Genomic DNA, 25,896 nt, shown 5'->3' on the forward strand with positions numbered 1-25,896 from the left:
GGTATTGATATGGAAGCAAAATTTTTATTGCTTTATGAGAGGTTTGAGAATTGGTTTTTTAGTTTCTTGCCAAATTTTATTAGCGCATTGTTTATTTTGGTGGTTGGATATTATCTCTCTAGGATTCTATCAAAATATATTTCAAAAGCTGTGATTAAAGCAACGAAAGATGAAACATTAGGGGAATTTTTAAAAAATGTTGTATTTGTTGCTGTTTTGATTCTAACAATCATCACGGCACTTTCTAATTTGGGTGTGCAGACAACTTCTATCATCGCAGTTTTAGGAACAGCAGGTTTAGCAATTGCGCTTTCTTTGAAAGATTCATTGTCTAATTTAGCAAGTGGAATCCTGCTTGTTGTCTTGCGTCATTTTAACAAGGGGGATACGATTTCTGTGGGTTCCATTATAGGTAAAGTGGATTCTATTAATTTGTTTCAAACCAAACTTACAACGCCAGATAATCAAATTGTCATTTTACCAAATTCCAGCATTGTAAGTGCGCCTATTATCAATGTGAATGCGAATGCAACGCGTCGTATGGATTTGATTTTTGGCATTGGTTATGCGAGTGATTTACGCAAGGCAAAGCAAATTTTAGAAGAGATTTTAAAAGACGATGAATATGTCTTAGATGAACCTGCACCTGTGATAGGGGTGAATGCGCTTAATTCTAGTAGTGTAGATTTGATTGTGCGTTTTTGGGTAAAAAGTGAGAATTTTTTTACAGCGAATATTACAATGCAACAGAAAGTAAAAATACGCTTTGATGAGGAGGGCATTGAGATTCCTTATAATAAATTGGATATTAACTTAAATCAAGCTTTATTGGGAAATCAACAATAATGCAAATCATTGGTGCAGATTTTGTCGTTCTTTGTGATGCAGAATTTCGCGTTTTTAAAAGAGGCGGAATCTGTTTTGATTCCAAAGAAATTCTAGCCATTGATTCTTATGAGGGTTTATGTGCGCAATACAAAGGAGTTCCAAGTCAATATTTTGAATCTTGCGCTATTACACCAGCCCTAGCGAATTTGCATTTGCATTTGGAATTTAGCCAGAATGCGGGATTGTTGCATTTTGGAAATTTTGGGAAATGGCTTGATAGTGTCCTTGAAAATCGCGAAGTTTTAATGCAAGAAAATTTAGAGGGCATTTCTTTAAAGACTGCAATGCAGCAAGGTATTCAAGAATGTTTGCAAAGCGGAGTAGGATTTGTAGGGGCAGTTTCAAGCTATGGATATGATTTAAAGATTTTGGCGGATTCTCCTTTGCGTGTGCTTTATTTTAATGAAGTCATTGGCTCAAAAGCGGGAGTTTTAGATTTTTTGTTTCAAAATTTTCTTGCTAGATTAGAGGATTCTAAATCATTTCAGAGTGAAAGTTTTATTCCAGCTGTCGCGATTCACTCTCCTTATTCTGTCCATTCAAAATTATTAGAAAAAGTATTAGAAGTCGCACGAAAAGAAAATTTGCCTTTAAGTGTGCATTTTTTGGAATCCCTTGCAGAAAAAGAATGGTTGGAATCTAGCAAAGGATATTTTAAGAGCTTCTTTAAAAGATTTTTCGGAGAGGAAATAACATCGTTTTATAGCGCACAAAGCTTTTTAGAATTTTTTAAAAATACCAAAAACACCTATTTTGTACATTGTTTAGAGGCAGATTCTTTGGCATTGGAAACTATTGCTAAAATGCAAGGTAAAATCATCACTTGCCCAAAATCCAATCGCTTATTAAATTCTAAGTTGTTGAATCCTCGTGCATTAGAGAGATATGGGATTCCATTGTGTTTAGGAACAGATGGCAAAAGCTCTAATGATTCCCTTTCTTTGCTTGATGAATTAAGAATCGCTTTATTTGCTTATTGTAATGAACCCTTAGAATCTTTCGCAAGGAAATTGTTGCTTAGCGTAACGCGCAACGCATTTTTAAATACGACTTTCAAGCTTGGTTCATTGCAGGTTGGGAACTTGGCGGATTTTGCAGTGTTTAAAATACCAAAGACGAGAGAATTTTTGGCGCAGAATCTGATTTTATATGCAAGGTGGGCAAATGCGCTTTATATTAATGGTGTGGAGGTTTTAAAAAGAAATGCAGAAACTAACAATCTTTAGAGAATATGATATTCGTGGAATCTATAATGAGGATTTGACGAGAGAAAATGTTGTGCGCATTGGCTACCTTTTGGGTTTGGAATTGCAGAAACGCGGGGGTAAAAATTTAGGCATAGGATACGATGCGCGTGTGCATTCAGAAACGATTTTTGATTGGTTTTGTCAAGGTGTGTTTGCAAGTGGTGCAATAGCGTATAATCTTGGTAGGATTCCAACGCCTGTTGGTTATTTCGCATTATATAGCACTTTTAATGTAGAATCGCAAACTATGCAACTTGATGGAAGCGTAATGATTACAGGCTCACACAATCCACCCAAATACAATGGTTTTAAAATTACGCTTTGCAAAGAACCCTTTTTTGGCGAGGAGATTTATGCGTTAGAAAAAGATTTTTACGCACTTAAATTTGAGGAGGTTGCGCAAAAAATTCTAGCAAATGCAATACCGCAAACACTGAATGTGTTAGACTTGTATATAGAATATTTGTGCAACGCGTTTGCGCATTTAAAGGGCTTGGATTTGCCTATTGCGATAGATTGTGGCAATGGAATCGCAGGGGTTGGAATCGCAAAGATTTTAGAGCGTTTAGGGATTCCATTTAAAGGTTTATTTCTAAATCCAGATGGCAATTTTCCTAATCATCACCCAGACCCGAGTGAGGAGAAAAATCTACAAGCTCTTAAGGCAGAGGTTGGCAAGGTTGGTGGGATTGGTTTTGCTTTTGATGGCGATGGGGATAGATTGGCAGTCATTAAGCAAACACAAAATGGAGCAAAAGTCTATAAAGGCGATGAATTGGCGGTTATTTTTGCACATACGATTCCAAACCCCATTGTAATTGGAGAGGTAAAGTGTTCGTTGAATATGTATGAAAGCATTGACAAAATCGGGCAAAGCATTATGTATAAAACAGGGCATAGCAACCTTAAAGTAAAACTAAAAGAAAGTGGCGCACATATGGCATTTGAAGTCAGTGGGCATATCTTTTTCAATGATAGGTATTTTGGGTTTGATGACGCAACTTATGCTGCATTGCGCGTGTTGGAGTTGCTTAAAACAAGCGGTTTAGCATTTGATAAAGTGCTAGAATCTTTGCCTAAGTTGTATTCTACGGACGAAATGAAAATTCAAACAAGTGAAGAGGAAAAATTCATTCTAGTAGAGAAGTTAAAAGAGTGTTTGGAGAATCCCTCTAAATTGTCTCGTGATTTTCCTAGAATCGTTAAGATTCTCTCTATTGACGGAGTGCGTGTGATTTTTGAGGAAGGTTGGGGGCTTGTGCGCGCAAGCAATACAACCCCTGTGCTTGTAACCCGTTTTGAAGCAAAAAGCAATGAGGCTTGTAAGCTTTATCAAGACGCACTTTTGGGATTGTTAGATTCCATAAAAAAGGAATTATAATGGAACAAATTACACTTCAATCTCCTTTGGATATGCATTTGCATTTGCGTGATGGAGAGATTTTAAAGATTGTCTCTAAATATACTGCTCAAAGCTTTAGCAATGCTTTGGTTATGCCTAACCTCAATCCGCCCATTTTAAATGTGGATTCTGCACTTGCCTATCAGACAAGAATCTTAAATGTATGTGGCGATAGGAGTTTTAATCCGATAATGTCTTTATATCTTACCGAGAAATTAGATAGAGCAGAATTGCAAAAAGCAAAAGAAAAAGGAATCCACTTTCTTAAACTCTACCCTAAAGGCGCAACAACAGGGAGTGAAAATGGAGTAAGCGAAATTTTAAATGATAAAATTTTAGAAATTTTAGAAATCGCACAAGAGCTAGGTTTGATTCTAAGCATTCACGGAGAAAGCAATGGCTTTGTGATGGAGCGAGAGGTGGAATTTCATACGATTTTTGCGGAACTTGCGCAAACTTTTCCTCGCCTAAAAATTATTTTTGAACATTTAAGCGATAGTCGCTCCATTGAGATTGTAGAAAAGTATTCTAATCTTTATGCAACCCTCACATTGCACCATATTAGCTTAAGTTTAGATGATGTGATAGGTGGCGCACTAAATCCGCATACTTTTTGCAAACCAATCTTGAAAACCCCAAAGGATAGAGACGCGCTTTTGCAGGTTGCTTTAAGTGCGCATAAAAAATTCTCATTTGGAAGCGATTCTGCTCCACATTTGCAAGTAAATAAGGAGAGTTCTAAGGGGGCTGCAGGTATTTTTAGTGCCCCGATTCTTTTACCAGCACTTGCAACGCTTTTTGATAAACATAAAAGGCTAGAGAATTTAGAGCAGTTTGTCAGTGGCAATGCACAAAAAATCTATGGAATCAAGGCAATAAAAAAAGAAGTGAAGCTTGTTAAAAAGCAAATGATTGTCCCACAAAACATTGAGGGAATCGTTCCGCTTTATGCGGGTAAAACATTGGATTGGAGTTTTGTTTAATGTCAAGGATTGCAGTATATCCCGGCACTTTTGACCCTATTACAAATGGGCATTTAGATGTCATTCAACGCGCTTGTAAGCTTTTTGATGGTTTGATGATAGCAGTTGCTAAATCAAGCCGCAAAAATCCTCTATTTTCTCTTGAAGAACGCGTGAAAATGGTAGAGTTAGCCATTAAGGAATCTAAAAATATTTCTTGTCAAGTGAGTGTCTATCCTTTTGAAAACTTGATTGCAGATTTTGCAAGAGAACATCAAGCAAAAATACTTGTGCGTGGGCTTAGAGCGGTGAGTGATTTTGAGTATGAATTGCAAATGGGCTATGCCAATGCGTCTTTGAATCGTGAATTGGAGACAATTTATCTTATGCCCTCGCTTCAAAATGCCTTTATAAGCTCCACAGTTGTGCGTTCTATTCTTTTGCACGGAGGAGAAATTACGCATTTGGTGCCAACTTCTGTGAAAGATTCCATTATGGAATCCGCAGTGTGTAATTTTGTTAAAGGTTCTTGATGTATTGCGCAATAGAAGGTATTGATACAAGTGGGAAAAGCACACAGATTGCGTCTTTAAAAGAAATTTTTAAAAACGCAATTTTTACCTTTGAGCCGGGTGCTACCAAAATAGGGAAAGAGATTCGTAAAATTTTGCTTGAATACGATTTGCCTTTAAGTCCTAAGGCAGAAATGTTATTGTTTTTGGCTGATAGAGCTGAGCATTGCGAAGAAATTTTGAAGCCTAATATCCACCAATTAATTATTAGTGATAGGAGTTTAATTTCTGGAATCGCTTATGCAATGGAGTTTGAGATTGAGAGTTTGCTTCACTTGAATCTTTTTGCCACAAGCGGAATCTTGCCCGATAAAGTGGTTTTGTTAGAAATTACAGAATCAGTCTTGCAAGAGAGATTGGCTCAAAAGGGGATAGATAAGATAGAGAGTCGCGGAATTCCTTATCTTCTTAATCTCCAAGAGCGTTTAAAAGAAACGATTGCAAAATTAAAGGTAGAAGCCCTCTATTTACCAGCGGATTTACCGCAAACTACAATTACTGCAAGAATTGTAAATTTTATCAAAAAATAATGCGTTGTCTGCTTTGCGGTGTTTGGACATTTTCTACTTTTTGCAATGCTTGTTTTAATACAATTAAAATTACTCCAAAATGTAGGGAAATAGGAGATTTCAGGATTTATAGTTTTTTTGCTTTTAGTGAAATTGAGTATTTATTGCATTCCAAATATCAGAAGATTGGCAGTAGAATCTATGGAATCCTAGCAAGAAAAGCAAGTCAATACTTAAAGAGTATTTTGGATTCTCCATTGCAAGTGTATGGTGTTGGAATTGACGATAAGGTTAGTGTGCAGGGCTATGCGCACAATGCGATTTTATTGCATTCTTTGAAATGTGTTGGGATAAAGCCGCTTTATTCAACTTTGTATGCTAGAAATAGAGTTTCTTATGCCGGGAAAAGCTTAGAGTTTCGTCAAGCAAATCCACGTAATTTTTATTTAAAACGCAAGGTAAAGGATAAAGAAATTATATTGGTAGATGATATTGTCACAACTGGACTGACGCTGACAGAGGCAAAAGGATTCCTAGAATCCAAAGGAGCAAAAGTCTTAAATGCTTTGGTTTTAGCTGATGCTAGAGATTAGATAGGCATTTGATGCCTATCTAAAATTTGCTTAATCATTATCTTTCATCAAGTTGTCTTTAGCGGTTTGGGGGAGTTTGGCTAAAAAATTACCCATATTAAAATCAATCCCTTGATTTGTTGCTTCATTGATAAGTGCGATAGATTTTTTAGAATTAAAAGGGCTTAAAGGATGGTAAGGCTCAAAGAGACAATTTGTAACTGCTAACGCATAGGCATTTTTCTTGATTTCTTGAGAGGCGGCGTGAGGATTTTCAATGTGAGCAATGCTTTGAATCAGTCGCTCATCAAACTTCCAATGGTCAAATAAAGTTCCCAAAAAGGACACGTGGTCTATTCCGCAATATTGATTTTCTAGTTCGGATACATTTTGAAAGTTTTGCTCTTTGTTCTGATTTAAAAATTCTTTGTCCTTTCCGGATTTTATCAGCATATTCGCAAGGAGAATCATTCCAAGTCGTAACAACATCGCACAAGGCACAAGTTCATTTGCAAGGTGCTTATCCTCCTCGTGAAGCCAAGTAGAGATAAAATCCACTTCGTTAGAGCAATTAGTCAAGAAAAAAGCAGTATCCAATCCATAGGGTGAAACATCAATGGAAAAATTAGATTTAATAGAGTTGGCTAGAATGACATTTTTTATATTGCTCACCCCCAGTAAAGACACTACTTGCTGAATCGTAGAAACTTGGTGGGAAAATCCATAAAAAGGAGAGTTTGCAAGCCGCAAGAGTTCGCCAATCAACAATGGGTCTTTAGAGATAATAGCTACAACCTTACTAATCTCTAAATCCGCTCCACTAGAATCAACATATTCTTGCAGTTCAATTACCGTTTTGGGTAAAGGAGGGAGGTCGTTAATGGTTTCTAAAAGTAAAGGATTCATTGAAAACTTCCTAAGATTTTTTGTAATTAATTTTTTATTTTATAGTATTTTTAGTAAAACATTACTTTAATTAAAGAGAATAAATTTTGAAAAATGTTATAAAATGATGAATAAGTGGTAAAATAATAAGAATAATAAGAAATTTTTAGGAGATTTTATGCGTTTTGGAAAAATTGATTATCTTAATCTCTTGCCTTTTGAGGTTTTTATACGATCCTATCCAAAACCATCGCACTTTCAATTATTTTATAATAAAAAGAAATCTTATCCAGCAAAGTTGAATCGTGAATTTTTATTTGGACGCATTGATGCAGGATTTGTTTCTTCTATTACTGCTTTAAGAGCTAAAAACGAGCGTTTTAAAGCCTCTAAAGTTGGGATTGTAGCACGCAAAGAAGTTTTAAGTGTGATTTGTTTGCCTAGCCAACAAGGAGAAGATTATCAATCTGCAACCTCCAATGCACTTTTGAAAGTCTTGGGTTTAAAAGGGCGCGTGTTAATTGGAGATAGAGCTCTTGTGGAGGTATTAAGACAAGAAAGTCAAAACAAAAGAGACTATATTGATTTGGGAAAGTTTTGGGTAGCAAGGGAACACTTGCCTTTTGTTTTTGGAAGATTGTGCGTTAAAAAGAATCGGGAGTTTTATAATAAATTAATCCAAGCTTTTTATAAAAAACGCGTTAGGATTCCATATTTTTTGTTAGAAAAGGCTTCATTTAAGAGTGGAATCTCAAAAGATGAAATTTTGAAATATCTTAAAGTGTTGTCTTATAGGATAGATAAAAAAGCAAATTTTGGCGTGGAAAGATTCTATCGGAATCTAAGAATTTTAAGAATCAAACCCCCAAGAAGATTTTAGAATATTTTAAAAAGAAAATTTAAACTATTTTAATAAAAAATGCAGGTTAATTTTAATATAATAACCCCCTTTATTTTAATTTGCCCGAAATTTGGGTTTGTTAGGAGTAGCAATGGAGCAAACATTATCCATTATTAAACCTGATGCAGTGAAAAAAAATGTCATTGGGAAGATTGTTGATCGTTTTGAGAGTAATGGCTTAAAAATTGTGGCTATGAAAAGGATTAGACTTAGCCGATGTGATGCAAAGGATTTCTATGCAGTGCATAAAGAGCGTCCTTTTTATGATGAATTGGTAGATTTTATGGTAAGCGGACCTGTTGTGGTAATGGTGCTTGAAGGTTTAAATGCGGTAGCAAAAAATCGTGAATTAATGGGTTCAACAAATCCAAAAGAAGCAGCAGCTGGAACAATCCGTGCGGATTTTGCAGAAAGTATTGATGCCAATGCAGTGCATGGAAGTGATAGCTTGGAAAATGCAAAGAGAGAAATTGCTTTTTTCTTTGCAACAAGGGAAATTTGCTAATTAATGCATAAAATTGCTTTTGCAAAGGTTTTTCAGTCTTGCAGAAAAGGGGAGAAATTTCCTTTTTGCATTGAAAAAGACCAAGCAAAATTGCAAGGCAGTTTATTCTACGATAAAGCTCACCCTGATAGATTGAAACTCAAAGGGGTTTTAAGCGGAAGCATAACTCTCGTTTGCGACTTGAGTGGAGAAGAGTATGATAAAACCCTGCAAGAGGACTTGGAGTTTTACTTGAGTGGAGAGATTGTGCATTTGGATTGCTTTGAAGAAGTAGTAGAATGCAAAGATGGCAAGATTGATTTTGAGGAAATTTTAGATGGTGAATTAGAAATGATTCGCTGCGATTATCATACGAAAGAAAATGAATAATAAGGAGTAACAAATGGCAGTACCAAAGAGACGCGTAAGCAAAACAAGAGCGGCAAAAAGAAGGACGCATTATAAAATTACATTAGCAGTTCCTGTGAAAGATAAAGATGGCGCTTGGAAAATGCCACATCGTGTAAATAAATTTACTGGAAAATATAAAAGTAATTAGTTGGAATCTTAAGAATGAAAATTGCTGTTGATGCAATGGGCGGGGATTTTGGCTCTTCCCCACTTATACAAGGTGCTTTACAGGCATTAAGGGAACGTAATTTTAATCTCGTACTCGTGGGAAACGAGCAAATTATTTCTCCTTTGATTCCTGCTCAATACAAAAAAAAAGTAGAGATTGTCCATTGCACAGATTTTATTACAATGGAAGAGGGGGCTACTTCCGCATTAAAACGTAAAGAAAGTTCCATTTATATCGCAATGGAAATGCTGAAAAACAAAGAAGTTGATGCAGTGGTTTCTGCAGGGCATAGTGGCGCGACAATGAGTCTTGCCACTTTAAAAATTGGACGCTTAAAAGGAATCTCTCGCCCTGCCATTTGCACACTTATGCCTCGTATAGATTTCAATAAAAGTCTAGTGGTAGATGCGGGAGCAAATGTAGATTGCAAACCAGAGAATCTCTTTGAGTTTGGGATTATGGGCTACGAATATGCGACCACCATTTTGAATTACCCTAAAGCGAGAATTGGTTTGTTGGCAAATGGAGAGGAAGAGTGTAAAGGCAATGAAATAACCAAAATAGCATTTGAGCTTTTGAAAAAGCACCCTAATTTTGTTGGGAATGTAGAGGGTAATAATATTTTTGATGCAAATGTAGAGGTGATTGTGTGTGATGGATTTGTTGGGAATGTTGTCTTGAAAACAAGTGAGGGAGTAGCAGATTCCATTGTATTCTTATTAAAAAAATACATTAAATCCTCCCCTATTGGAATCTTTGGGGCATTGTTTATGAAAAATGTATTCAAGAAGCTTAAGAAGCAAATTGATTATGCTGAATATGGTGGAGCACCACTTTTGGGAGTGAATGGCAATGTGATTATTTGCCACGGCAAAAGTAATGCAAAGGCGATGAAAAATGCTGTTTTTCAGGCAATCTTGGCGATTGAAAGCAATGTCAATGACAGAATTTTAAAAGCCTTAGAAGAATATAAGATTTAAAAAAGGAAGCCAATGGAAAAGCCGATTTATGCAACTTTGAGTTCTATTGGCGCATATATTCCTAGCAAAGTTGTTACAAACGATGATTTATCTAAAATCGTTGAAACAAACGATGAATGGATCACTAAGCGCACAGGCATCAAGGAAAGAAGGTTTGCGGCGGAAAATGAGGCTACGAGTGATTTAGCAACAAATGCGGCAAAGGTTGCGATAGAGCGCGCTAAAATTGATATTGATAAGATTGACGCGGTCATTGTGGCGACCATCTCTCCAGATTTTTTATGTATGCCCTCTACTGCTTGTGTGGTTGCAAATAATCTAGGAATTATCAACAAACCTGCTTTTGATATTGCAGCCGCGTGTAGTGGATTTATCTATTTGCTCTCCCTAGCAAAAGCTTTGATAGAATCTAAAACTTATCGCAATATTTTAATTATTGGCGCAGAAAAGCTTTCAAGCATTTTGGATGTGCAGGATCGTAGCACTTGTGTCTTGTTTGGTGATGGAGCGGGAGCGGCTATCATCAGTGCGACAGAGGATAAAAATCTTAGTATATTAGATGTGCAATGTGCGTCAAATGGACAATATCAAGATTTGTTGATGACACCGGGTTGTGGAAGTCGGAATCCCGCAAATATAGAAGTGATAAATGAACGTTTGCAGTTTATGAAAATGAAAGGAAATGAAGTTTTTAAAATTGCAGTTAAGACTTTAACCAAAGATGTAATAGAAATTTTAAAAAAGAATCATTTATCCAAAGATGAAATTGATTTTTTTATTCCACACCAAGCAAATTTTCGTATTATTTCTGCAGTGGGAGAGACATTAGGGTTTTCAAGTGAAAAAGTTGCACTCACAGTACAAAAATATGGCAACACCTCTGCAGCTTCCATTCCAATGGCGATAAATGATTTGTATGAAAGTGGCAAAATCAAGCAAGGTTCAAGATTGCTTTTGGACGCTTTTGGTGGGGGTTTGACTTGGGGTTCTGCGATTTTAACTTTTAATGGCAAGAGTGTTTGATTTTCTTTCGTTGTTTTAGAGGTAAAGATTCCAACATTGTAGAAATTAATTTATGCAAAACTATGGATCGCTTCATTCGTTTCATTCTCTTATAATGACAAGGTAGCAGTATGTCATTGATTGGAAATTGTGCAGTTTGGGTGAGTTGTTAGCACAACATATCCACATTTGTAAATCTATAATCCTGCATACTCTGCATACTTGAAAGTCCCCGCTTTGTCATTGCGAGACTTTGTAAGAAGTCGTGGCAATCTATAATCAAGCAAAAATTAAATTCAACAATGGAGTCTTTACTAGCGAGATTCTGTATTGTGGATTGCTTTGTTCGTTTCGCTCTCTCGCAATGGCAAAAGTCCAAAGCGTCTGCTACCTCCGTCCTTGCGAGAAAATTTTTGATTTTCGTGGTAATCTATAATATTGTATTGTTTGTAGTTTTGTTATTGTAAAAGCAAAATGAGAAATCTCTTGAAATCACACAGCCTTGCCAACTAATCGTGCTACAAGGGCTAAAGAGGAAGTTTTGGTGTGTGGAATCAAAGCTTCTTCATAAAAGAGAATCTCTAAATCCAAAAAAGCGTGTAGAAGTTCGTTTTTATGCAATAAATGACTAGAATCACTCGCAAAAGCGTTGTAGGATTCTATCTCACTTTTGGCAAAGGTTTCAAACACTAGGATTCCGCCTTTTTTCAGCCCATCACAGATAAGTGGGAAAAGCCTACGTTCTAAAAAATAACTATTGCAAATTAAATCATAATGACGTGGTGGGATTTTAAAAGTATCCAAATCCGCACAAAATGCATAAATATTGTGTTCGTTTTGCAGGGATTGGATTGCAAAATCTGAAATATCTACACTTTCCACATAGAATCCACAATCTCGCATAAAGCGCGAATTGCGCCCCATACCACAAGCAATATCTAATGCTTTGGGGGTATTTTTGGCTTTGTGTGGAATGTATTGTTTTAAGAGTTCTAAAGGTTCGCCAATAAAAGGATTTTCTTGATGACGAAGATTCCATTTTATTTGGTCATTTTGCATTATGAATCGCAATACCTTTTTAGAATTTCTTGATAGGAATCAATACGTCTATCACGCAAGAAAGGCCAGATTCTACGCACCTCTTCGCTTCTGTGCTTATCCCATTCAAAGTATAGAATCTCCTCTTTTTCTACGCTACCAAGCGTGAGCAATTCGCCTTGCGCACCATAAGCAAAGCTAGAACCCCAAAAAACAATGCCTTCCATTACGCCACTGCTATCACTCTCAAAACCTACGCGGTTAATTGTTGCAACAGGGATTCCATTTGCAACGCTATGTCCGCGCTGCACTGCCATCCACGCTTCCCTTTGCCGTTCTTTTTCATCGGGTTTATCGCTAGGAAACCAGCCAATCGCTGTAGGATAGATTAGAATCTCTGCTCCCTTTAATGCCATAATGCGCGCTGCTTCAGGATACCATTGATCCCAACACACCAACACACCAAGCTTACCTACGCTTGTGTTAATTGGATTGAAATCTAAATCTCCCGGAGTAAAATAAAATTTTTCATAGAATCCGGGATCATCGGGAATGTGCATTTTGCGATATTTTCCCGCAATGCTTCCATCGCGTTCAAACACAACAGCAGTATTGTGATACAATCCTGCACTTCTGCGCTCAAAAAGTGAAGTTACCAGCACAATTTTGTTGTTTTTAGCAACTTGACTAAAGTATTCACAATCTGCCTCAAAATTTAATGCGTAATCAAAAAAATCTACATTTTCACTTTGGCAAAAGTATTCATTTGTATGGAGTTCTTGTAATAAGACTAATTGCGCTCCATTTTTAGAAGATTCTTTTATCATTCGCACACTCGTTTGTTGTGTAGCAGATTTATTGCCTTTGTAGGATTGTTGAATCAAAGCTACTTTGATTTTGGATTCCATTGAAGCTCCTTAGTATTCCTCATCTTCGTAGTCGCTATCGCCACTATCATAATCGTCTTCATCGTAGAGGAATTTATCGCTGTCTTCATAGTCTGAATTGTAGCCATCGTATTCTTCGTCTTCAAAATCTTCTTCACTCTCAAGGGCTTTTGAAAAAATTTGCATTGTTAATCCTTTTTTAAAATTATTGCGATTGCCTCGCTTGCTAGACGCAATCCAAAACTAGCTGTTACTCCACTAAAGCTTCCAAGCTCTTTGCACTTTGGCTCTTCTGGGCTAAAAGCCACCATAAAATCTCCTTTAAAACCTTGTTTTTTTAATCCTTCACGAAATTTTCTAGCAAATTTATCTCCATAGCTTTTCCAAATTGGGGCAAATTGAATTTGTGAAGGGTCTAGCTTCTTTGCGCTTCCTGTGGAGGAGAGTAAAAGAGGTTTTGTGGAATCTGTTGGTTGGTTCGCTATTTTTAGCGCAAGGGCTATTTTAGCTTCTATATCATCAATTGCATCAATGACAATATCATAAACGCTAAAGTCAAAATTATCAATAAATTCTTGCGTGATTTTAGAATCTAGCGCAGTGATTCCTTGATAAATCTTTGCCAAAACTTCAACTTTTTTATTTCCAATCCCCTGAAATGAGCCAATTTGTCGGTTTTGATTGCTTTCTTCAAAACAATCATAATCTACGATACAGATTTTTCCAATCCCTGTGCGGTAGAGGCAATCTAGTGTAAAACTTCCAACTCCTCCAACACCAAGTAAAAGAATATTGGCATTTTGAAGTTTATGGAATCCTTCTTCTTTGAACAATGGCAATGTTCTAGCAAAACGTTTTTGGTTTGTCATTTTAAACCTCATTTATCCAATTTTCCAAAATGCGCAAACGATTCCTTGCAGTGAAATCTAAGCTAATAGGCGTAATGGAGACATAGCCCTCCATTGTGGCATTGAAATCTGAAATTTCATTATTGTTACGCTCTTGCCACGCAAGAGGGTGCAATCCTAGCCAATAATATTCTTCCCCACGAGGATTGCGATGCACATGTGCATCATTTCCATAAGTGCGGATTCCAAGCTCTGTAACTTTAAAGCCTTTGCAGTCTTTTGTAGCAAGTTGTGGAATATTAACATTTAAAAATTCTCTTTCTTGCAAAGGGTAGTGATGATTTAGGACTTTTTTTGCAAGTTGAAAAATGCTCTCTTTGGCTAATGCAAAATCAAATCCAAAATAATTTTTATCTTGTAAAACTTGTGAAACGGCAATAGAGGGAATCCCGTGCAGGACACCCTCCATTGCGGCACTTGCTGTGCCAGAATAGCTTACATCTTCCCCCATATTAGAACCAATATTAATGCCACTGACAATTAAATCAGGCATAAATCCCTCTTGATAGAGTGCATTTAAGGCTAGATAAATACAATCCGTGGGGCTTCCATCTTCTAATTTATAAAAGTCGTCTTCTAATTTAACAAAACGCAAGGGGCGCGTTAAAGTCATACAATGCCCACAAGCAGATTTCTCACTTGCAGGTGCGACAATTACGATATGTCCAAGCGGACTTAAGGCTTCCTTGAGGGCTAGGAGACCGGGGGATTGATAACCATCGTCATTAGTTAGTAAAATGCGTTTCACTTTGAGCCTTTAGAAAATAAAATAGCGACTTAAAAGCTCATTTAAGGCTTTGTGTGCTTTTAGTGGTTTAAGCTGTTGCTTGATGGAATTTTCAAGATTCTTAGCTTCTATCCTTGCTCCCTCTAACCCCAAGAGATTGACATAGCTATTTTTTGCGCTATCTTGGTGTGTGGGCTTACCTGCTTCTTGTTCGCTTTGAGTTGCATCAATAATATCATCACGGATTTGAAAAAATAATCCCAAATCCAATCCTAGTTTATAAAGAATTTTGCAAGTTTTTTTATCGCATTCTGCAAGGATTCCACCCATTTGCAGACTTGCGGCAATGAGTTTAGCAGTTTTATTTAAATGGATTGTTTTTAGCTGCTTGAGAGGAAGATTTTGATGTTCAAAATTACAATCTAACGCTTGTCCTAAAACCATACCATAGATTCCGCCATTATAACTTAAAGATTGGATTAATTTAACTTTGATTTTTGGTTTTAATTTTGCTTTAGTTAAAAGATAGAAAGCTTGAGTGTTTAATCCATCACCGATGAGAATCGCACCAGCTTCATCATATTTTGTATGTAGTGTTTGGCACCCTCTGCGCAGAGTTGCATTGTCCATTGCGGGTAAATCATCGTGAATGAGCGAATAAGTATGTAAAACTTCTATTGCAAGTGCTGGGGCAAAGGCTTTTTCGAGCATTTTAGGTTTATAGCTTGCAACAACGCTTAAGAGAAGTTTGGGACGGAATCTCTTACCGCCATTTAAAACCATTTCCCATAATGCTACTTCAAAATAGGGGTGAAAACTAGCAACTTTTGGAGCTTGTTTAATAAGATAGTGTTCAAATCTATCAAAAACTGAATGTATTAGATTCATTGAGTAGCCCTTGTATAATACTTTCTTGTGTTTTGGGAGATTGTTTTTGATTTACATTAATGAAGAATTGAAAATCATCACGAGAAATCAACCATTTTTGCGTTTTATCTGGATATTGACCAAGCAAACGAACAATAGAGTCATAACCCTTAGGAGCAACTTGTTGATTGACGCGCAAGACTTTATCGCCTACTTTTAAACGTTCAAAGCCGTCCTTAGCATAAGGTGCAACAGAAGTGATAACAAAATCACTATTAATTTCAATTCCAACGCGTCCCAAGAAATCTTCTTTCAAAAGCATTCCACCGCGTCTTTTATCTACGCGCACCTGTAATTCCATCACAACTCCATTGCGAGATACACGCACAGGGACAATTTCTCCTTCTTTTAAATCAAAAACTACACGATGAAAATCTGCCACATTTGGAATCGCCTCCCCATTCACCATCATAATAATATCCCCATAAGCAAAGGGATTTGTTGGGAAAAAGGGGTCAATGAGATTCACTTCTACTCTGTCGTTATTGTTTTGGAATACACGCACACCTATATCGCCATAATAAACCGAATTGCTACGGATAAAGCGGTCTAAATAAGCTTTTTCAATAAATTCATTTTTGCCAATACCGATTCCATAAATATGGTCGCAAACCGTGCTAATTAAACTATTTTGAAAGGTTGGGGTGTTGAGTGTTGCATAATTAATGGGGCTTTGCATACGCGTTTGGATCTTACCACTTACTCCCTCTAGCGGTAGAATGCTTGCCATTTCGTCTTCTAGGATTTCTTTGTGGATTGCGCGTAAAGAAATGGGTAATAATTCGCTCTTAGATTCCAATAGATACATACCAATAAAAGGGTCGTGCTTTAAGATTTTGTAACCTTTTGGAGAGGATTTTGGCGAATAGACAAACAAGGCAACTTTGGAAGGCTTTAAGCTATTTTCAGCCTCTTTGGTGGTGTTTTCTAAACGTTTCACTGCAATTCCATAAGTATCGCCTACGCGTTCCATTGAAAGAGCTGCCTTTTGTCTGCAAGCCTCAAAATCATAGGCAAAAAGCGTCCCGCCCAAAAACACCATTCCAATTCCAAGCAAATAGAGCTTTTTAAATCCACCTAAACCCAGCATTATATCCCCTTAAATGGAAAATCTCCCAAATTACCTAACATTCCCATTGCCATATTTTTACGATTTGTATCTATGCTTTTCACAATATCATTAAATGCACTCATTAGAAGGATTTGTAGGGATTCTTTATCTTCTAACAAAGAATCATCAATGCTAACATCAATAATCTCGCCCTCACCATTGGCACTAATACTTACTAATCCACCTCCACTTTTGGCATTAAAGGTTAGATTCTTGTTTTCCTCTTGTGCTTCTTTAAGCTTTTCCTGTAAGCTTCCAAGTGTTTTTGCAAGTTCTTGTGGGTCAAACATCTTTCAATTCCTTTTTGATTGCAATGATTTGATTTTTTTCATCTACTAGCACAATTTTTGGTGCGTAATTTAAAATCTCATCTTGATTGTATTGCGCATAAGCCATTACAATAATTTTATCTCCTACTTGCACTTTACGCGCTGCTGCACCATTTAAACACATATCCCCCTTTTTACCCTCTATGATATAGGTTGAAAATCGTTCTCCATTGTTAATATTGACAATATCTACCTTTTGCCCTTCTTGAAGTCCTGCTGCTTTCATCAACTCAATATCAATAGTGATAGAGCCGACATAATTTAGATTTGCATCACTCACACTTGCGCGATGAATTTTGCTATATAGCATTGTTAGATTCAATGTATGTCCTTAAAAGTAGAATTAAATCTTATAAATTCTAAGAATTTTAACACATTTTACCAAAATAAAAAACCTCAAATTTTAGATTCTTGCAACTTAAAGAGGATAAATTTCGTTTATAAATCCAAAAGTGTATAAATTGGGGCAAGTTTTTGCAGGTTTTCCGCTCCATCTAAAGATTTTAAGTTTAAAATAAAGCAAGATTCTATACATTTTGCTCCTGCTTGTTTGATGAGATTTACCGCAGCAATCGCAGTGCCACCTGTGGCAATTAAATCATCTACCAAAAGCACATTAGGATTTGGTTTGTTAGAGTTTTTAAAGGCGTCAATATGGATTTCAATTTCACTAAAACCATATTCTAAGGAATATTTTTCAGAAATTGTTGTGTGAGGCAATTTGCCCTTTTTGCGAATGGGAACAAACCCGATTCCTAATGCGTAAGCTAGGGCAGCACCAAGGATAAAACCACGACTTTCAATACCTGCAATATAATCAATTTCTAGTGATGCATAACGTTCTTTAAGATGAGAAATTACCATTGTAAAAGCTTGTTGATTGTTTAAAAGGGTTGTAATATCATAAAATAAGATTCCGGGTTGTGGATAGTCTGGAATCGTGCGAATAGAATCAAGTAAAAACTTTTTTTGCGCATTGTCTAAGGTTTGCATATTTTTCCTCTTATTTTATAATTTTGCAGAATCTTAACGCGTTTGTGTTATTGTGTCAAGATTTTTGAGTTTTTTAATAGAGAAAAGTTTTAAGAATAATGTAGAAGTTTGCTACAATTTCAAGTCAATTAAGTTGCTATTAAGGCGGTAGAATGCAAGGGATTAAAAAGTTTCAAAAGATTTTAATATTTTGTTTGGGTTTATGTTTAATGAGCCTAAACCTCTTTGCTTTTGCAACTCCTCCTGTTAGTTTGCAAGTGCTATTGAAATCCATTTATGCACCCACACTTTTTAGTGTGTACAATAAAAACTATGGTATGCTTTATTGTCAGCTTTATGGGGTAGCAGGTGTTAGCAAAAGCTTCAAAAACGATACTTGTGAAGTGAGCCCACAAGCGGTTAAAGAAATGCGACATTTTGCTATGAAATATACACGCAATAAGGTTTTTTTAGAGGAACAATATCGTTTGGGCTATAAGAATGGGTGGTGTTTTTTGCAACGCGGAGGGAATCTCTTTAATGCGGAGCTTGTACGTGATGGATATGCGGTCGTGCAACATTTTGACATTACAGAATCCGCAGTATTAGCTGATTTAGAAGTGTTAGAGAGCGTTGCTAAGGCTGAAAAACGCGGATTGTGGAAAGAGTGGGGCAAGGAAATGGAATGCTTAAAAAGAACTTTGCAAGAAATTGCAAAAGAAACATTAAGCGAAGATTCCGATAAATAAATTACGCACCTTTCAATATAGAATCTAAGGAGATTTAAAAATGCTTTTGACAAGTTTGTATATTATAGGAATCACTGCAGAGGGAATGAGTGGGGCGTTGGCGGCTGGAAGACATAATATGGATTGGTTTGGGGTGGTTTTTATCGCTTGTGTAACTGCCATTGGCGGAGGTTCTATTCGTGATGTGCTTTTTGGGCATTATCCCCTTACTTGGGTTGCACACCCTGAATACTTGTTAATTGTGTGTTTTGTGGCAATTTTAACAACCAAGATTCCTTATTTTGTTGCTAGGTTTGAGCGCACTTTTTTGGTGTTAGATGCTATGGGGCTTGCAGTTTTTAGTGTGATTGGCGCACGCGTTGGGATAGATTTGCACCCAAGTGGGGCAATGGCAGTAACAGGAGCAGTCATCACGGGAGTATTTGGCGGAATCTTAAGGGATATTTTTTGTGCAAGGATTCCGCTTGTGTTTCAAAAAGAGCTTTATGCTAGTATTTCCTTGCTTGTGGGTAGCTTGTATGTTGTTTGTGAATTTATGAGTGCAAATTATTTTGCAATCAATCAGAATCTCATTATTATTGTTTGCTTGTCTATTGGTTTCATTGCGCGTTTGGTTGCGATTCGTTACCATTTAGGTCTGCCAACCTTTAAATATACACCTAAAGCATAGAATCCTGCCTTAAAGATTCTATTGTAAAAGCTAATTTTTGTAAGATTATGGATTTCACTTTATTTGCTATGATGGAAGTAATGGAGATTCCATTATTGTTCTGCTTTTCGTCATTGCGAGACTTCATAAGAAGTTGTGGTAACCCATAATCTAATATGGCAAATGTTACAATTCCACACTTAAAAAGTAATAGAATTTTTATAAATAAATTTTTATCAGTGCGATTCCATTGCGAAAGTTTCTTTAGGATTTGCATTATAGATTGCCACAGCCTTAAAGGGCTTCGCAATGACGGAGAGGGACGCAATGGCAAATTTTGATTTGATGATAAATTAGATTTTTAAAGCTTTCTAGCAATAAACAAGGTGCAAACATTTGCAGAAAATGCCTTGGTATAAAGTGGCATAAAGCCTACTTCTTGCAACTCACAATTCAGTTTTTCCGCAGTTAAAAACTCTTCAATGGAATCGGGCAAATAACGATAGGCGCGGTAGTTTTTAGAGACAATCCCGCCAACATAAGGTAGGATATTTTTGGTATAAAAGCCCATAAGTTTTTCCAAAAGTGTGGGATTCTCACATTTGGTAAATTCTAAAATCACCAAGATTCCCTTTTGCTTAATCACTCTTGCAAACTCGCTTAAGGCTTGTTTTCTCTCAACAACATTGCGGATTCCATAGGCAATGCTTAGAATATCCTTACTTGCATTTTCTAGCGGGAGTTCTTTCGCCTCGCATTGCACAAATTCCACATTGGGAAGTTTTTTGCGCGCGACATTTAGCATTCCCTCGCTTGGGTCAAGCCCGATAATGCTTTGTATTTGCACATTTTCTTTGGCTGCATTTTTGCGCCAATGGTTTATCATATCGCCCGTTCCACACGCAACATCGGCAATATTTAATGCAGAGAGGGATTCTTGTGGTAGATTTTTAAAAGCAAGATTGCAAGCCTTTTGCCTCCAAGCAATATCTATCCCGCAGCTCATCACGCGGTTTGCCAAATCGTAGCTTCCTGCAATGTCATCAAACATTGCGATGATTTCTTGCTGCTTATTTTGCATTTTGGGATTCCTTGTTGCTTGCGTTTGCAAGTTGTAGCCAAGCCTCCAAGCTATCAATCTGTGTTTTTGTCGCTTGTGTAGAAGTGCCACCATAGGAGTTTCTGCTATTCATAGAAGCCATTAAATCTAGGCTTTTATGTGCATCTTGTGGAATCCTAGAATCCACACTGCATAATTCCTCTCGTGTGAGTTCGCTTAAGTCTTTGTTTAAGGATTCTGCAAAGGCGACTGCTTTGCCTGTGATATGGTGCGCCTCACGGAATGGAATCCCGCAAGTTTGCACAAGAAAATCCGCTAAATCTGTTGCGCTCAAATGCCCTTTTTTGCAAGCTTTAAGCATAGAATCCACATTGATAGTCATTGTTTTTAAAGTATCGTTTAAGATTCTTAGTGCAATATCCAATGTCTCAAAGCTATCAAACACACCCTCTTTGTCCTCTTGCGTATCTTTATTGTAGGCAAGTGGCAAACCTTTCATTACAACTAAAAGTGAAAGCAAATTCCCATACACGCGCCCACTTTTGCCACGCAAAAGCTCGGGGACATCGGGATTCTTTTTTTGTGGCATTATGGAGCTTCCTGTGGAATACGCATCGCTTAGGGTGATGAATCTAAACTCATAGCTACTCCATAACACAAGCTCTTCTGCTAGTCTTGAAATGTGCATTGCCACCATAGAACAATCATAGAGAAAATCTAGCGCAAAGTCTCTATCGCTTACGGAATCGGTGGCGTTTAATGTCGGCGCAATAAAGCCCAAAGCTTTTGCGCTAAAAAATCTATCGGTTGCATAAGGCGTCCCTGCAAGAGCCGCTGCACCAAGTGGGCAGTAATTGTTGCGCTTAAAAGAGGATTCTAATCTTTCAAAATCTCTTACAAACATACTCATATACGCACACATTAAAAAGCCAAAATTCACAGGTTGGGCGTGTTGTAAATGTGTCATACCCGGTAGCATTGTTTGTGTGTGTTGTTTTGCAATTTCTAGTAAGGTATTAATAAGTTCTAAAATAAGTGCGCGTAAATGGCGGTTGGAATCTAATACAAAAAGCCTAAAATCAAGAGCAACTTGGTCATTACGACTGCGTGCGGTGTGGAGCTTTTTGCCCACTTCACCGATGATTTGCGTGAGCCGCTTCTCTACTGCCATATGAATATCCTCATCACTAAGGATAAACTCAAATTCCCCTCGCTCTATTTCCTCTTTGACTTGCTCCAAGCCCTCGCAGATTTTCTCTGCTTCGCTTTGCGTGAGGATTCCACATTTTGCTAACATCTTAGCGTGTGTTTGTGAGCCTAGAATATCTTGTTTGTAGAGTTTTTTGTCAAAAGGCAAAGAGGCGTTAAATTCATCTAAAATTTTTGCAGCACTTGCGCTAAATCTTCCGCCCCAAAGTTTTTGGTTTTCCATTTTTTGCCCCTAGAAAGGTTTGAGAATGACTAAAATCGTGATAAAAATAATGGCGAGGGTTGGCACTTCATTGTAAGCGCGGAAAAACTTACCACTTTTAAAACAGCGATTTTCTCTAAAAGCCACCAAAAAACGATACAAGCTATAATGGTAAGCAAGTAAAATAGCGATAATAAGGAACTTCGCGTGCATCCAGCCACCTTTTAGCCAAGTGGGTTCTAAGACAAGCAACCATATCCCAGAAATTAATGTGCAAATGAGCGCAGGATAGCCAATAAAGTTAAAGAGTTTTTCCTCTTGAATCTTGACGACTTCTACAAAACCTGCGTTATTTAAATGCTCCGCGTGATAAACATAAAGTCTAGGGAGATAAAATAGCATCGCCATCCACGATACAAACGCCACAATATGGAAAATCTTTACATAAAGATAAGTCATAGACTGCTCCTTTTTGAACTAAAAGTTAAAATTGTAGCAAAACAGACTTAAAGTCAAGCGAAAAATTAATTATCTTTTTTGTATAATCCTTGAGAAATTGCTAAAATAACTGAAATTTATATGAGGAATTTATTTGCACGAGCTGTTTTTAAACCTTGATGTTGCCTTTATGCAAAATGCGATTCCAACCTTTGCTAAAGCTTTGTGGCTGACGCTACATTTATCTTTTTTTGGAATCTTATTTTCTGTTCTTTTGGGATTTTTGATTGCTTTGGTGCAGTATTACAAATTGCGTTTTTTATCTACATTGACGCAAGGTTACATTGAGCTTTCGCGCAATACGCCCTTACTGATTCAACTCTTTTTCTTGTATTATGGATTGACACAAGTGGGTATTCATTTTAGCAGTTACACTTGCGCACTCATTGGTGTGGTGTTTTTAGGTGGGAGTTATATGGCGGAATCCTTTCGCGCAGGATTGGAATCTGTGGGCAAGATTCAATTAGAATCCGCGCGAAGTTTAGGGCTTAATGAATGGCAACTTATCGCCTTTGTTGTGTTGCCACAAAGTCTAATGGTGAGTTTGCCTTCTATTGCTGCAAATGCAATTTTCTTGCTCAAAGAAACTTCAGTTGTTAGCGCAATTGCTCTAGCAGATGTGCTGTATGTAACTAAGGATTTAATCGGTAGTTACTATAAGACAAGCGAGACTTTGTTACTGCTTGTGCTTTGTTATTTGGTGGTGCTTTTGCCTTTGTCCATTCTGTTTTCGCTTTTGGAGCGACATTATAAGCGGTATATTTAGAGATAAATAGGAAAAGAAAGAGAATGCAAAATACAAAAAATAGCATTATGCAATCAGGTCTTAAAAGGAATCTAGGGCAGTTTTTTAGCCCAAAGATTCTTGTAAAACAATGTATTTCCTTGATTCAAAACAAAAAAGGGAGGCGAGTTGATTTTTATTGTCCTAGATTGAGGCTATGCGGTATATTTTGGATATTTATATCAAAAGTTGGGATAAAAAGGTTAAGGGATACCCTTTTGCGCTAAAAGAAATGCTATTAAATCATAGAATCTTGGAGACTGAATAAGTCAAATATTAGGTATTTTAAATTAGGAAACACAATGGAATTACTCTTTTTACCACAAAATATTTTAAGAATCGCGCAAGGTGTGCTAGTAACACTTCAAATTGCACTCATTGCGATTCTGTTTTCTTGCATTTTTGGCTTTATTTTAGGGTATTTGATGACTTTGCAATCTAGGATTTTACGCGGTATTTGCCGATTGTATTTGGAATCTATCCGCATTATTCCGATTTTAGCTTGGTTGTTTATCGTTTATTTTGGCTTTTCTAGCGTTTTGAACCTAAGCGGAATCGCCGCGTGTATTTTGGTATTTAGCCTTTGGGGAATCGCAGAAATGGGGGATTTAGTGCGCGGAGCAATCTCAAGTTTGCCTCCACACCAAAGCGAGAGCGCGAGGGCATTGGGTTTAAGCGAATTTGCAGTGCAGTATTATATTATCTTTCCGCAAGGTTTTAAGCGGCTTTTGCCAAGCCTAGTCAATCTCTTTACAAGAATGATAAAAACAACCTCTCTAGCGGCACTCATTGGAGTGAGCGATATGCTAAAGGTTGGACAGCAAATCATTGAAGTGAATCTCCTTGCTTATCCAACCGCGAGTTTTTGGGTGTATGGCGGAATCTTTATGGTGTATTTCGCACTATGCTATCCCCTCTCGTTGTGGAGCAGAAGTTTAGAAAAAAAATTAATATAAGGTTAAGGCGATGAATCCTGTTCTTTTAAGATTAGAAAATATCACAAAAAAATATGGGGACAATTTGGTGCTAGATTCTGTGAGTTTAGAGGTAACAAAGGGCGAGGTTTGCGCGATTTTGGGACCAAGCGGTTGTGGTAAAAGCACCTTTTTGCGTTGCATTAATGGGCTAGAATCCATACAAGGGGGCAAAGTTTTTTTCAAAGACATGCAAATTAGTGGCGAGGGCGCGAAAGTGCAATGGAAAAAAGTGCGTCAAAAAATCGGTATGGTATTCCAAAATTATGAGCTTTTTCCACATTTGAGTGTGTTAGAAAACATCATCTTAGCACCAATGAAAGTAGAGAATCGCAAAAGAGAGGAGGCAATTACAGAGGCTTTAAGCCTCTTGCGTCGCGTAGGTTTGGAGCAAAAAAAGGACGCATATCCCAAAAGCTTAAGTGGAGGGCAAAAACAACGCGTTGCCATTGTGCGCTCACTTTGTATGAATCCAGAGATTATGCTTTTTGATGAGGTTACCGCTTCGCTTGATCCTGAAATGGTAAAAGAAGTGCTAGATGTGATTAAAGAGTTAGCAGTAGCAGGAATGACAATGTTGCTTGTAACGCACGAGATGAAGTTTGCCCAAAATGTCGCCGATAGAATCGTGTTTTTTGATAAGGGAAAAATAGCAGAGATTGCAACGCCACAGGAATTTTTTAGCAATCCCAAAAGTGAGCGCGCAAAAAAATTTTTAAATATTTTTGAATTTTAGATTCTAAAAATCTTTAAGGCTTAACATAGTTTTTGATAAAATTATCCAGCTTTTTCCTTTTTGTAACACCAAAAAGCCTTAATCCAAAGAACCTTCCGATGAAAAATAAGGGCAAAACAACAAAGATACTTATTTGCAAGATAGCAGGGTTTCTATCGCCGACATAAAACATTATCCCAAACACAAAAGACCAAAAAAGTACAAAACCAAAAAGTATTAATAGCCCAATATATGCGCCATCGTGTTTGAGATGAGAGGAGCAATAGCCTTTGCTTAAATTTTTTAACGCTTCTACCTTGTAAATCCCAGTATTTTTCTCTTTTAAGGCGGCAACAATCACTTCATCACCACTTTCAAGATTGATATTATTAGATCCAGAAAGTATCCGACTGAGAGAGCCTAATTTACTAACACCATTGATATCAAAAATAAAGGTTTTATCGCCCATTTTAAATTTTTTATCTTTTTGTATGAGTGTGTCTATCGTTCCCTTAACGCGTCTTGTATTGCCCTTTATCTCGCCAAATGTATGTGTAGTTTGTGAATCGCTAGAGTTTTCAATAATGCCACGAAAAACGATGAATTTGGATTCTATGCCTGTTTGGACTTCTTCGCAAAAGCCCTGTTTAGAGGATTCTAAGCTACCTTGTGTGTGCTGCGGGGGGGGGGGGTAATTTTAGATTCTTTAGTTATAAGGAGAAAAAGTGAGGTTGCTTCGTTGTTTTCGCCTATTTCAAAATCTACTTCCATTCCGTCTAAACTATGCTCATCTGTGTATGAAAATTTAGACAAATTTTGAATTTCCTCTAGTTTAAAAGCGTAGCGTTTGCCATCTTCTGCCCTTAGGATTCCATTAGATAGGATTGTTCCTTTCATTATTTTACCTTTAGTTTAAATTTTGACTCGGAATCATAGCATATTTAGCAATAGACAATTTGATAAAAAATCTGTATAATTACGCATTCTAATCAACAAGGAGAGGTTATGAGAAAAGTTCTAGTTGTCTTAGGAATTTTGGGCTTGATGTTTGCATTCAATGCTTGTAAAGGAAACGACTACCAACACCCTTCTCATCGTAGTGGTCAAACAAAATAATGATAGCGGGGTTGGCTTTTGTCATTGCAAGAGGCTTAGCCTCGTGGCAATTCATAA

37 protein-coding genes are annotated in these 25,896 nt (G+C 37.1%); 19 read left to right on the forward strand and 18 right to left on the reverse strand.

Translation table 11 applies throughout. The annotated features are described in order from the left end of the window. Positions 1-9 precede the first annotated feature (9 nt). The 7 genes from BS85_RS0105905 to BS85_RS0105935 are packed head-to-tail and all read left to right on the forward strand — an operon-like array spanning position 10 to position 6,173. Positions 10-846 carry a mechanosensitive ion channel family protein gene (locus BS85_RS0105905; protein WP_026943981.1) on the forward strand — a complete coding sequence of 279 codons (837 nt, stop codon included), beginning with the start codon at positions 10-12 and terminating at the stop codon, positions 844-846. Beyond that, positions 846-2,114 (forward strand): aminofutalosine deaminase family hydrolase, encoded by a 1,269-nt coding sequence (gene mqnF / locus BS85_RS0105910; protein ID WP_026943982.1) that lies wholly within the window; start codon positions 846-848, stop codon positions 2,112-2,114. The genes BS85_RS0105905 and mqnF overlap by 1 nt, the downstream gene beginning before the upstream one ends. Next, complete coding sequence (locus BS85_RS0105915; protein ID WP_026943983.1) at positions 2,092-3,516, forward strand: phosphomannomutase/phosphoglucomutase; 1,425 nt, start codon at positions 2,092-2,094, stop codon at positions 3,514-3,516. Before mqnF ends, BS85_RS0105915 begins: the two co-directional genes overlap by 23 nt. Further along, positions 3,516-4,520, forward strand: coding sequence for a dihydroorotase (gene pyrC, locus BS85_RS0105920; protein ID WP_026943984.1), 1,005 nt, complete (start codon positions 3,516-3,518; stop codon positions 4,518-4,520). Before BS85_RS0105915 ends, pyrC begins: the two co-directional genes overlap by 1 nt. Then, the gene (gene coaD, locus BS85_RS0105925) at positions 4,520-5,032 is read left to right on the forward strand and encodes a pantetheine-phosphate adenylyltransferase (RefSeq protein WP_026943985.1); all 513 of its coding nucleotides are present in this window, start codon (positions 4,520-4,522) and stop codon (positions 5,030-5,032) included. Before pyrC ends, coaD begins: the two co-directional genes overlap by 1 nt. Continuing rightward, complete coding sequence (tmk, locus tag BS85_RS0105930; protein ID WP_026943986.1) at positions 5,032-5,601, forward strand: dTMP kinase; 570 nt, start codon at positions 5,032-5,034, stop codon at positions 5,599-5,601. The genes coaD and tmk overlap by 1 nt, the downstream gene beginning before the upstream one ends. Continuing rightward, positions 5,601-6,173 carry a ComF family protein gene (locus BS85_RS0105935; RefSeq protein WP_026943987.1) on the forward strand — a complete coding sequence of 191 codons (573 nt, stop codon included), beginning with the start codon at positions 5,601-5,603 and terminating at the stop codon, positions 6,171-6,173. Before tmk ends, BS85_RS0105935 begins: the two co-directional genes overlap by 1 nt. A 30-nt stretch (positions 6,174-6,203) precedes the next feature. Here the strand turns inward: BS85_RS0105935 and cheP are convergent, their stop codons facing one another. After that, positions 6,204-7,058 (reverse strand): cheVAW transcriptional regulator CheP, encoded by an 855-nt coding sequence (gene cheP / locus BS85_RS0105940; protein WP_026943988.1) that lies wholly within the window; start codon positions 7,056-7,058, stop codon positions 6,204-6,206. A 157-nt stretch (positions 7,059-7,215) separates the two neighbouring features. Here cheP and BS85_RS0105945 point away from each other — a divergent pair, with 157 nt between their 5' ends. The 6 genes from BS85_RS0105945 (at position 7,216) to BS85_RS0105970 (ending at position 11,005) form a co-directional block, all read left to right on the forward strand. Further along, positions 7,216-7,917, forward strand: coding sequence for an MqnA/MqnD/SBP family protein (locus BS85_RS0105945; RefSeq protein ID WP_026943989.1), 702 nt, complete (start codon positions 7,216-7,218; stop codon positions 7,915-7,917). A 112-nt stretch (positions 7,918-8,029) separates the two neighbouring features. Next, positions 8,030-8,443, forward strand: a complete 414-nt coding sequence (gene ndk / locus BS85_RS0105950; protein WP_026943990.1) for a nucleoside-diphosphate kinase — start codon at positions 8,030-8,032, stop codon at positions 8,441-8,443. A 3-nt stretch (positions 8,444-8,446) separates the two neighbouring features. Next, positions 8,447-8,812, forward strand: coding sequence for a hypothetical protein (locus tag BS85_RS0105955; protein ID WP_026943991.1), 366 nt, complete (start codon positions 8,447-8,449; stop codon positions 8,810-8,812). 13 nt (positions 8,813-8,825) lie between these two features. Beyond that, the gene (gene rpmF, locus BS85_RS0105960; protein ID WP_026943992.1) at positions 8,826-8,981 is read left to right on the forward strand and encodes a 50S ribosomal protein L32; all 156 of its coding nucleotides are present in this window, start codon (positions 8,826-8,828) and stop codon (positions 8,979-8,981) included. A 14-nt stretch (positions 8,982-8,995) separates the two neighbouring features. Next, the gene (plsX, locus tag BS85_RS0105965) at positions 8,996-9,982 is read left to right on the forward strand and encodes a phosphate acyltransferase PlsX (RefSeq protein ID WP_026943993.1); all 987 of its coding nucleotides are present in this window, start codon (positions 8,996-8,998) and stop codon (positions 9,980-9,982) included. A 12-nt stretch (positions 9,983-9,994) separates the two neighbouring features. Further along, positions 9,995-11,005 carry a beta-ketoacyl-ACP synthase III gene (locus BS85_RS0105970; protein ID WP_026943994.1) on the forward strand — a complete coding sequence of 337 codons (1,011 nt, stop codon included), beginning with the start codon at positions 9,995-9,997 and terminating at the stop codon, positions 11,003-11,005. Between the two features lie 148 nt (positions 11,006-11,153). Here the strand turns inward: BS85_RS0105970 and BS85_RS11440 are convergent, their stop codons facing one another. The 11 genes from BS85_RS11440 to BS85_RS0106020 form a co-directional block, all read right to left on the reverse strand. Further along, entirely contained in the window at positions 11,154-11,363 is a 210-nt protein-coding gene (locus BS85_RS11440; protein WP_156938073.1) for a hypothetical protein, read from the reverse strand. Between the two features lie 113 nt (positions 11,364-11,476). After that, a complete protein-coding gene (locus BS85_RS0105975; protein WP_026943995.1) occupies positions 11,477-12,043 on the reverse strand; it encodes a class I SAM-dependent methyltransferase in 567 nt (188 codons plus the stop codon). Next, positions 12,043-12,930 (reverse strand): carbon-nitrogen hydrolase, encoded by an 888-nt coding sequence (locus tag BS85_RS0105980; RefSeq protein WP_034551280.1) that lies wholly within the window; start codon positions 12,928-12,930, stop codon positions 12,043-12,045. Before BS85_RS0105980 ends, BS85_RS0105975 begins: the two co-directional genes overlap by 1 nt. Before the next feature lie 9 nt (positions 12,931-12,939). Further along, positions 12,940-13,095: a hypothetical protein gene (locus BS85_RS11715; protein WP_169734694.1), complete on the reverse strand. Its 156-nt coding sequence runs from the start codon at positions 13,093-13,095 to the stop codon at positions 12,940-12,942. A 2-nt stretch (positions 13,096-13,097) separates the two neighbouring features. Beyond that, positions 13,098-13,778 carry a ThiF family adenylyltransferase gene (locus BS85_RS0105990; protein WP_026943997.1) on the reverse strand — a complete coding sequence of 227 codons (681 nt, stop codon included), beginning with the start codon at positions 13,776-13,778 and terminating at the stop codon, positions 13,098-13,100. Between the two features lies 1 nt (position 13,779). Then, positions 13,780-14,565 (reverse strand): 5'/3'-nucleotidase SurE, encoded by a 786-nt coding sequence (gene surE, locus BS85_RS0105995; RefSeq protein WP_026943998.1) that lies wholly within the window; start codon positions 14,563-14,565, stop codon positions 13,780-13,782. 9 nt (positions 14,566-14,574) lie between these two features. Further along, positions 14,575-15,432 (reverse strand): polyprenyl synthetase family protein, encoded by an 858-nt coding sequence (locus tag BS85_RS0106000; RefSeq protein WP_026943999.1) that lies wholly within the window; start codon positions 15,430-15,432, stop codon positions 14,575-14,577. Continuing rightward, positions 15,407-16,561, reverse strand: coding sequence for a DUF7488 domain-containing protein (locus BS85_RS0106005; RefSeq protein ID WP_051604719.1), 1,155 nt, complete (start codon positions 16,559-16,561; stop codon positions 15,407-15,409). Before BS85_RS0106005 ends, BS85_RS0106000 begins: the two co-directional genes overlap by 26 nt. Next, positions 16,561-16,872 (reverse strand): YbaB/EbfC family nucleoid-associated protein, encoded by a 312-nt coding sequence (locus BS85_RS0106010; protein WP_026944001.1) that lies wholly within the window; start codon positions 16,870-16,872, stop codon positions 16,561-16,563. Before BS85_RS0106010 ends, BS85_RS0106005 begins: the two co-directional genes overlap by 1 nt. Further along, a complete protein-coding gene (gene panD / locus BS85_RS0106015) occupies positions 16,865-17,233 on the reverse strand; it encodes an aspartate 1-decarboxylase (RefSeq protein ID WP_026944002.1) in 369 nt (122 codons plus the stop codon). The genes BS85_RS0106010 and panD overlap by 8 nt, the downstream gene beginning before the upstream one ends. 116 nt (positions 17,234-17,349) lie before the next feature. Beyond that, positions 17,350-17,904: an adenine phosphoribosyltransferase gene (locus BS85_RS0106020; protein WP_026944003.1), complete on the reverse strand. Its 555-nt coding sequence runs from the start codon at positions 17,902-17,904 to the stop codon at positions 17,350-17,352. A 152-nt stretch (positions 17,905-18,056) separates the two neighbouring features. Here BS85_RS0106020 and BS85_RS0106025 point away from each other — a divergent pair, with 152 nt between their 5' ends. Together BS85_RS0106025 and BS85_RS0106030 are read left to right on the forward strand one after the other, a co-directional pair. Then, positions 18,057-18,632: a thermonuclease family protein gene (locus BS85_RS0106025; RefSeq protein WP_026944004.1), complete on the forward strand. Its 576-nt coding sequence runs from the start codon at positions 18,057-18,059 to the stop codon at positions 18,630-18,632. A 40-nt stretch (positions 18,633-18,672) separates the two neighbouring features. After that, positions 18,673-19,302 carry a trimeric intracellular cation channel family protein gene (locus BS85_RS0106030; protein ID WP_026944005.1) on the forward strand — a complete coding sequence of 210 codons (630 nt, stop codon included), beginning with the start codon at positions 18,673-18,675 and terminating at the stop codon, positions 19,300-19,302. On the opposite strand, the gene BS85_RS0106035 is transcribed toward BS85_RS0106030, so the two are convergent. The 4 genes from BS85_RS0106035 to hemJ all read right to left on the reverse strand — a co-directional run bounded on the left by BS85_RS0106035 (position 19,292) and on the right by hemJ (position 22,211). Next, entirely contained in the window at positions 19,292-19,558 is a 267-nt protein-coding gene (locus tag BS85_RS0106035; protein ID WP_026944006.1) for a hypothetical protein, read from the reverse strand. The two genes, BS85_RS0106030 and BS85_RS0106035, sit on opposite strands and share 11 nt — an antisense overlap. Positions 19,559-19,642: 84 nt before the next feature. Further along, a complete protein-coding gene (gene ubiE, locus BS85_RS0106040; protein WP_026944007.1) occupies positions 19,643-20,362 on the reverse strand; it encodes a bifunctional demethylmenaquinone methyltransferase/2-methoxy-6-polyprenyl-1,4-benzoquinol methylase UbiE in 720 nt (239 codons plus the stop codon). Further along, the gene (argH, locus tag BS85_RS0106045) at positions 20,352-21,773 is read right to left on the reverse strand and encodes an argininosuccinate lyase (protein WP_026944008.1); all 1,422 of its coding nucleotides are present in this window, start codon (positions 21,771-21,773) and stop codon (positions 20,352-20,354) included. Before argH ends, ubiE begins: the two co-directional genes overlap by 11 nt. Before the next feature lie 9 nt (positions 21,774-21,782). Further along, the gene (gene hemJ / locus BS85_RS0106050) at positions 21,783-22,211 is read right to left on the reverse strand and encodes a protoporphyrinogen oxidase HemJ (RefSeq protein WP_026944009.1); all 429 of its coding nucleotides are present in this window, start codon (positions 22,209-22,211) and stop codon (positions 21,783-21,785) included. 169 nt (positions 22,212-22,380) lie between these two features. On the opposite strand from hemJ, the gene BS85_RS0106055 reads away from it, so the two are divergent. The 3 genes from BS85_RS0106055 to BS85_RS0106070 all read left to right on the forward strand — a co-directional run bounded on the left by BS85_RS0106055 (position 22,381) and on the right by BS85_RS0106070 (position 24,744). Continuing rightward, positions 22,381-23,016 (forward strand): amino acid ABC transporter permease, encoded by a 636-nt coding sequence (locus BS85_RS0106055; protein WP_051604723.1) that lies wholly within the window; start codon positions 22,381-22,383, stop codon positions 23,014-23,016. 320 nt (positions 23,017-23,336) lie between these two features. After that, positions 23,337-23,990 carry an amino acid ABC transporter permease gene (locus BS85_RS0106065; RefSeq protein WP_026944011.1) on the forward strand — a complete coding sequence of 218 codons (654 nt, stop codon included), beginning with the start codon at positions 23,337-23,339 and terminating at the stop codon, positions 23,988-23,990. Between the two features lie 10 nt (positions 23,991-24,000). Further along, on the forward strand, positions 24,001-24,744 hold the full coding sequence (locus BS85_RS0106070) for an amino acid ABC transporter ATP-binding protein (protein WP_026944012.1): 744 nt from the start codon (positions 24,001-24,003) through the stop codon (positions 24,742-24,744). Between the two features lie 13 nt (positions 24,745-24,757). Here BS85_RS0106070 and BS85_RS0106075 read toward each other — a convergent pair whose 3' ends face one another. After that, the gene (locus BS85_RS0106075; protein WP_026944013.1) at positions 24,758-25,192 is read right to left on the reverse strand and encodes a hypothetical protein; all 435 of its coding nucleotides are present in this window, start codon (positions 25,190-25,192) and stop codon (positions 24,758-24,760) included. Between the two features lie 28 nt (positions 25,193-25,220). Here BS85_RS0106075 and BS85_RS11445 point away from each other — a divergent pair, with 28 nt between their 5' ends. After that, entirely contained in the window at positions 25,221-25,418 is a 198-nt protein-coding gene (locus tag BS85_RS11445) for a hypothetical protein (protein WP_156938074.1), read from the forward strand. On the opposite strand, the gene BS85_RS0106080 is transcribed toward BS85_RS11445, so the two are convergent. Next, on the reverse strand, positions 25,381-25,620 hold the full coding sequence (locus tag BS85_RS0106080) for a hypothetical protein (RefSeq protein ID WP_026944014.1): 240 nt from the start codon (positions 25,618-25,620) through the stop codon (positions 25,381-25,383). The two genes, BS85_RS11445 and BS85_RS0106080, sit on opposite strands and share 38 nt — an antisense overlap. Positions 25,621-25,896 lie beyond the last annotated feature (276 nt).

It is taken from the genome of Helicobacter rodentium ATCC 700285, from assembly GCF_000687535.1.
Classification (GTDB): domain Bacteria; phylum Campylobacterota; class Campylobacteria; order Campylobacterales; family Helicobacteraceae; genus Helicobacter_D; species Helicobacter_D rodentium.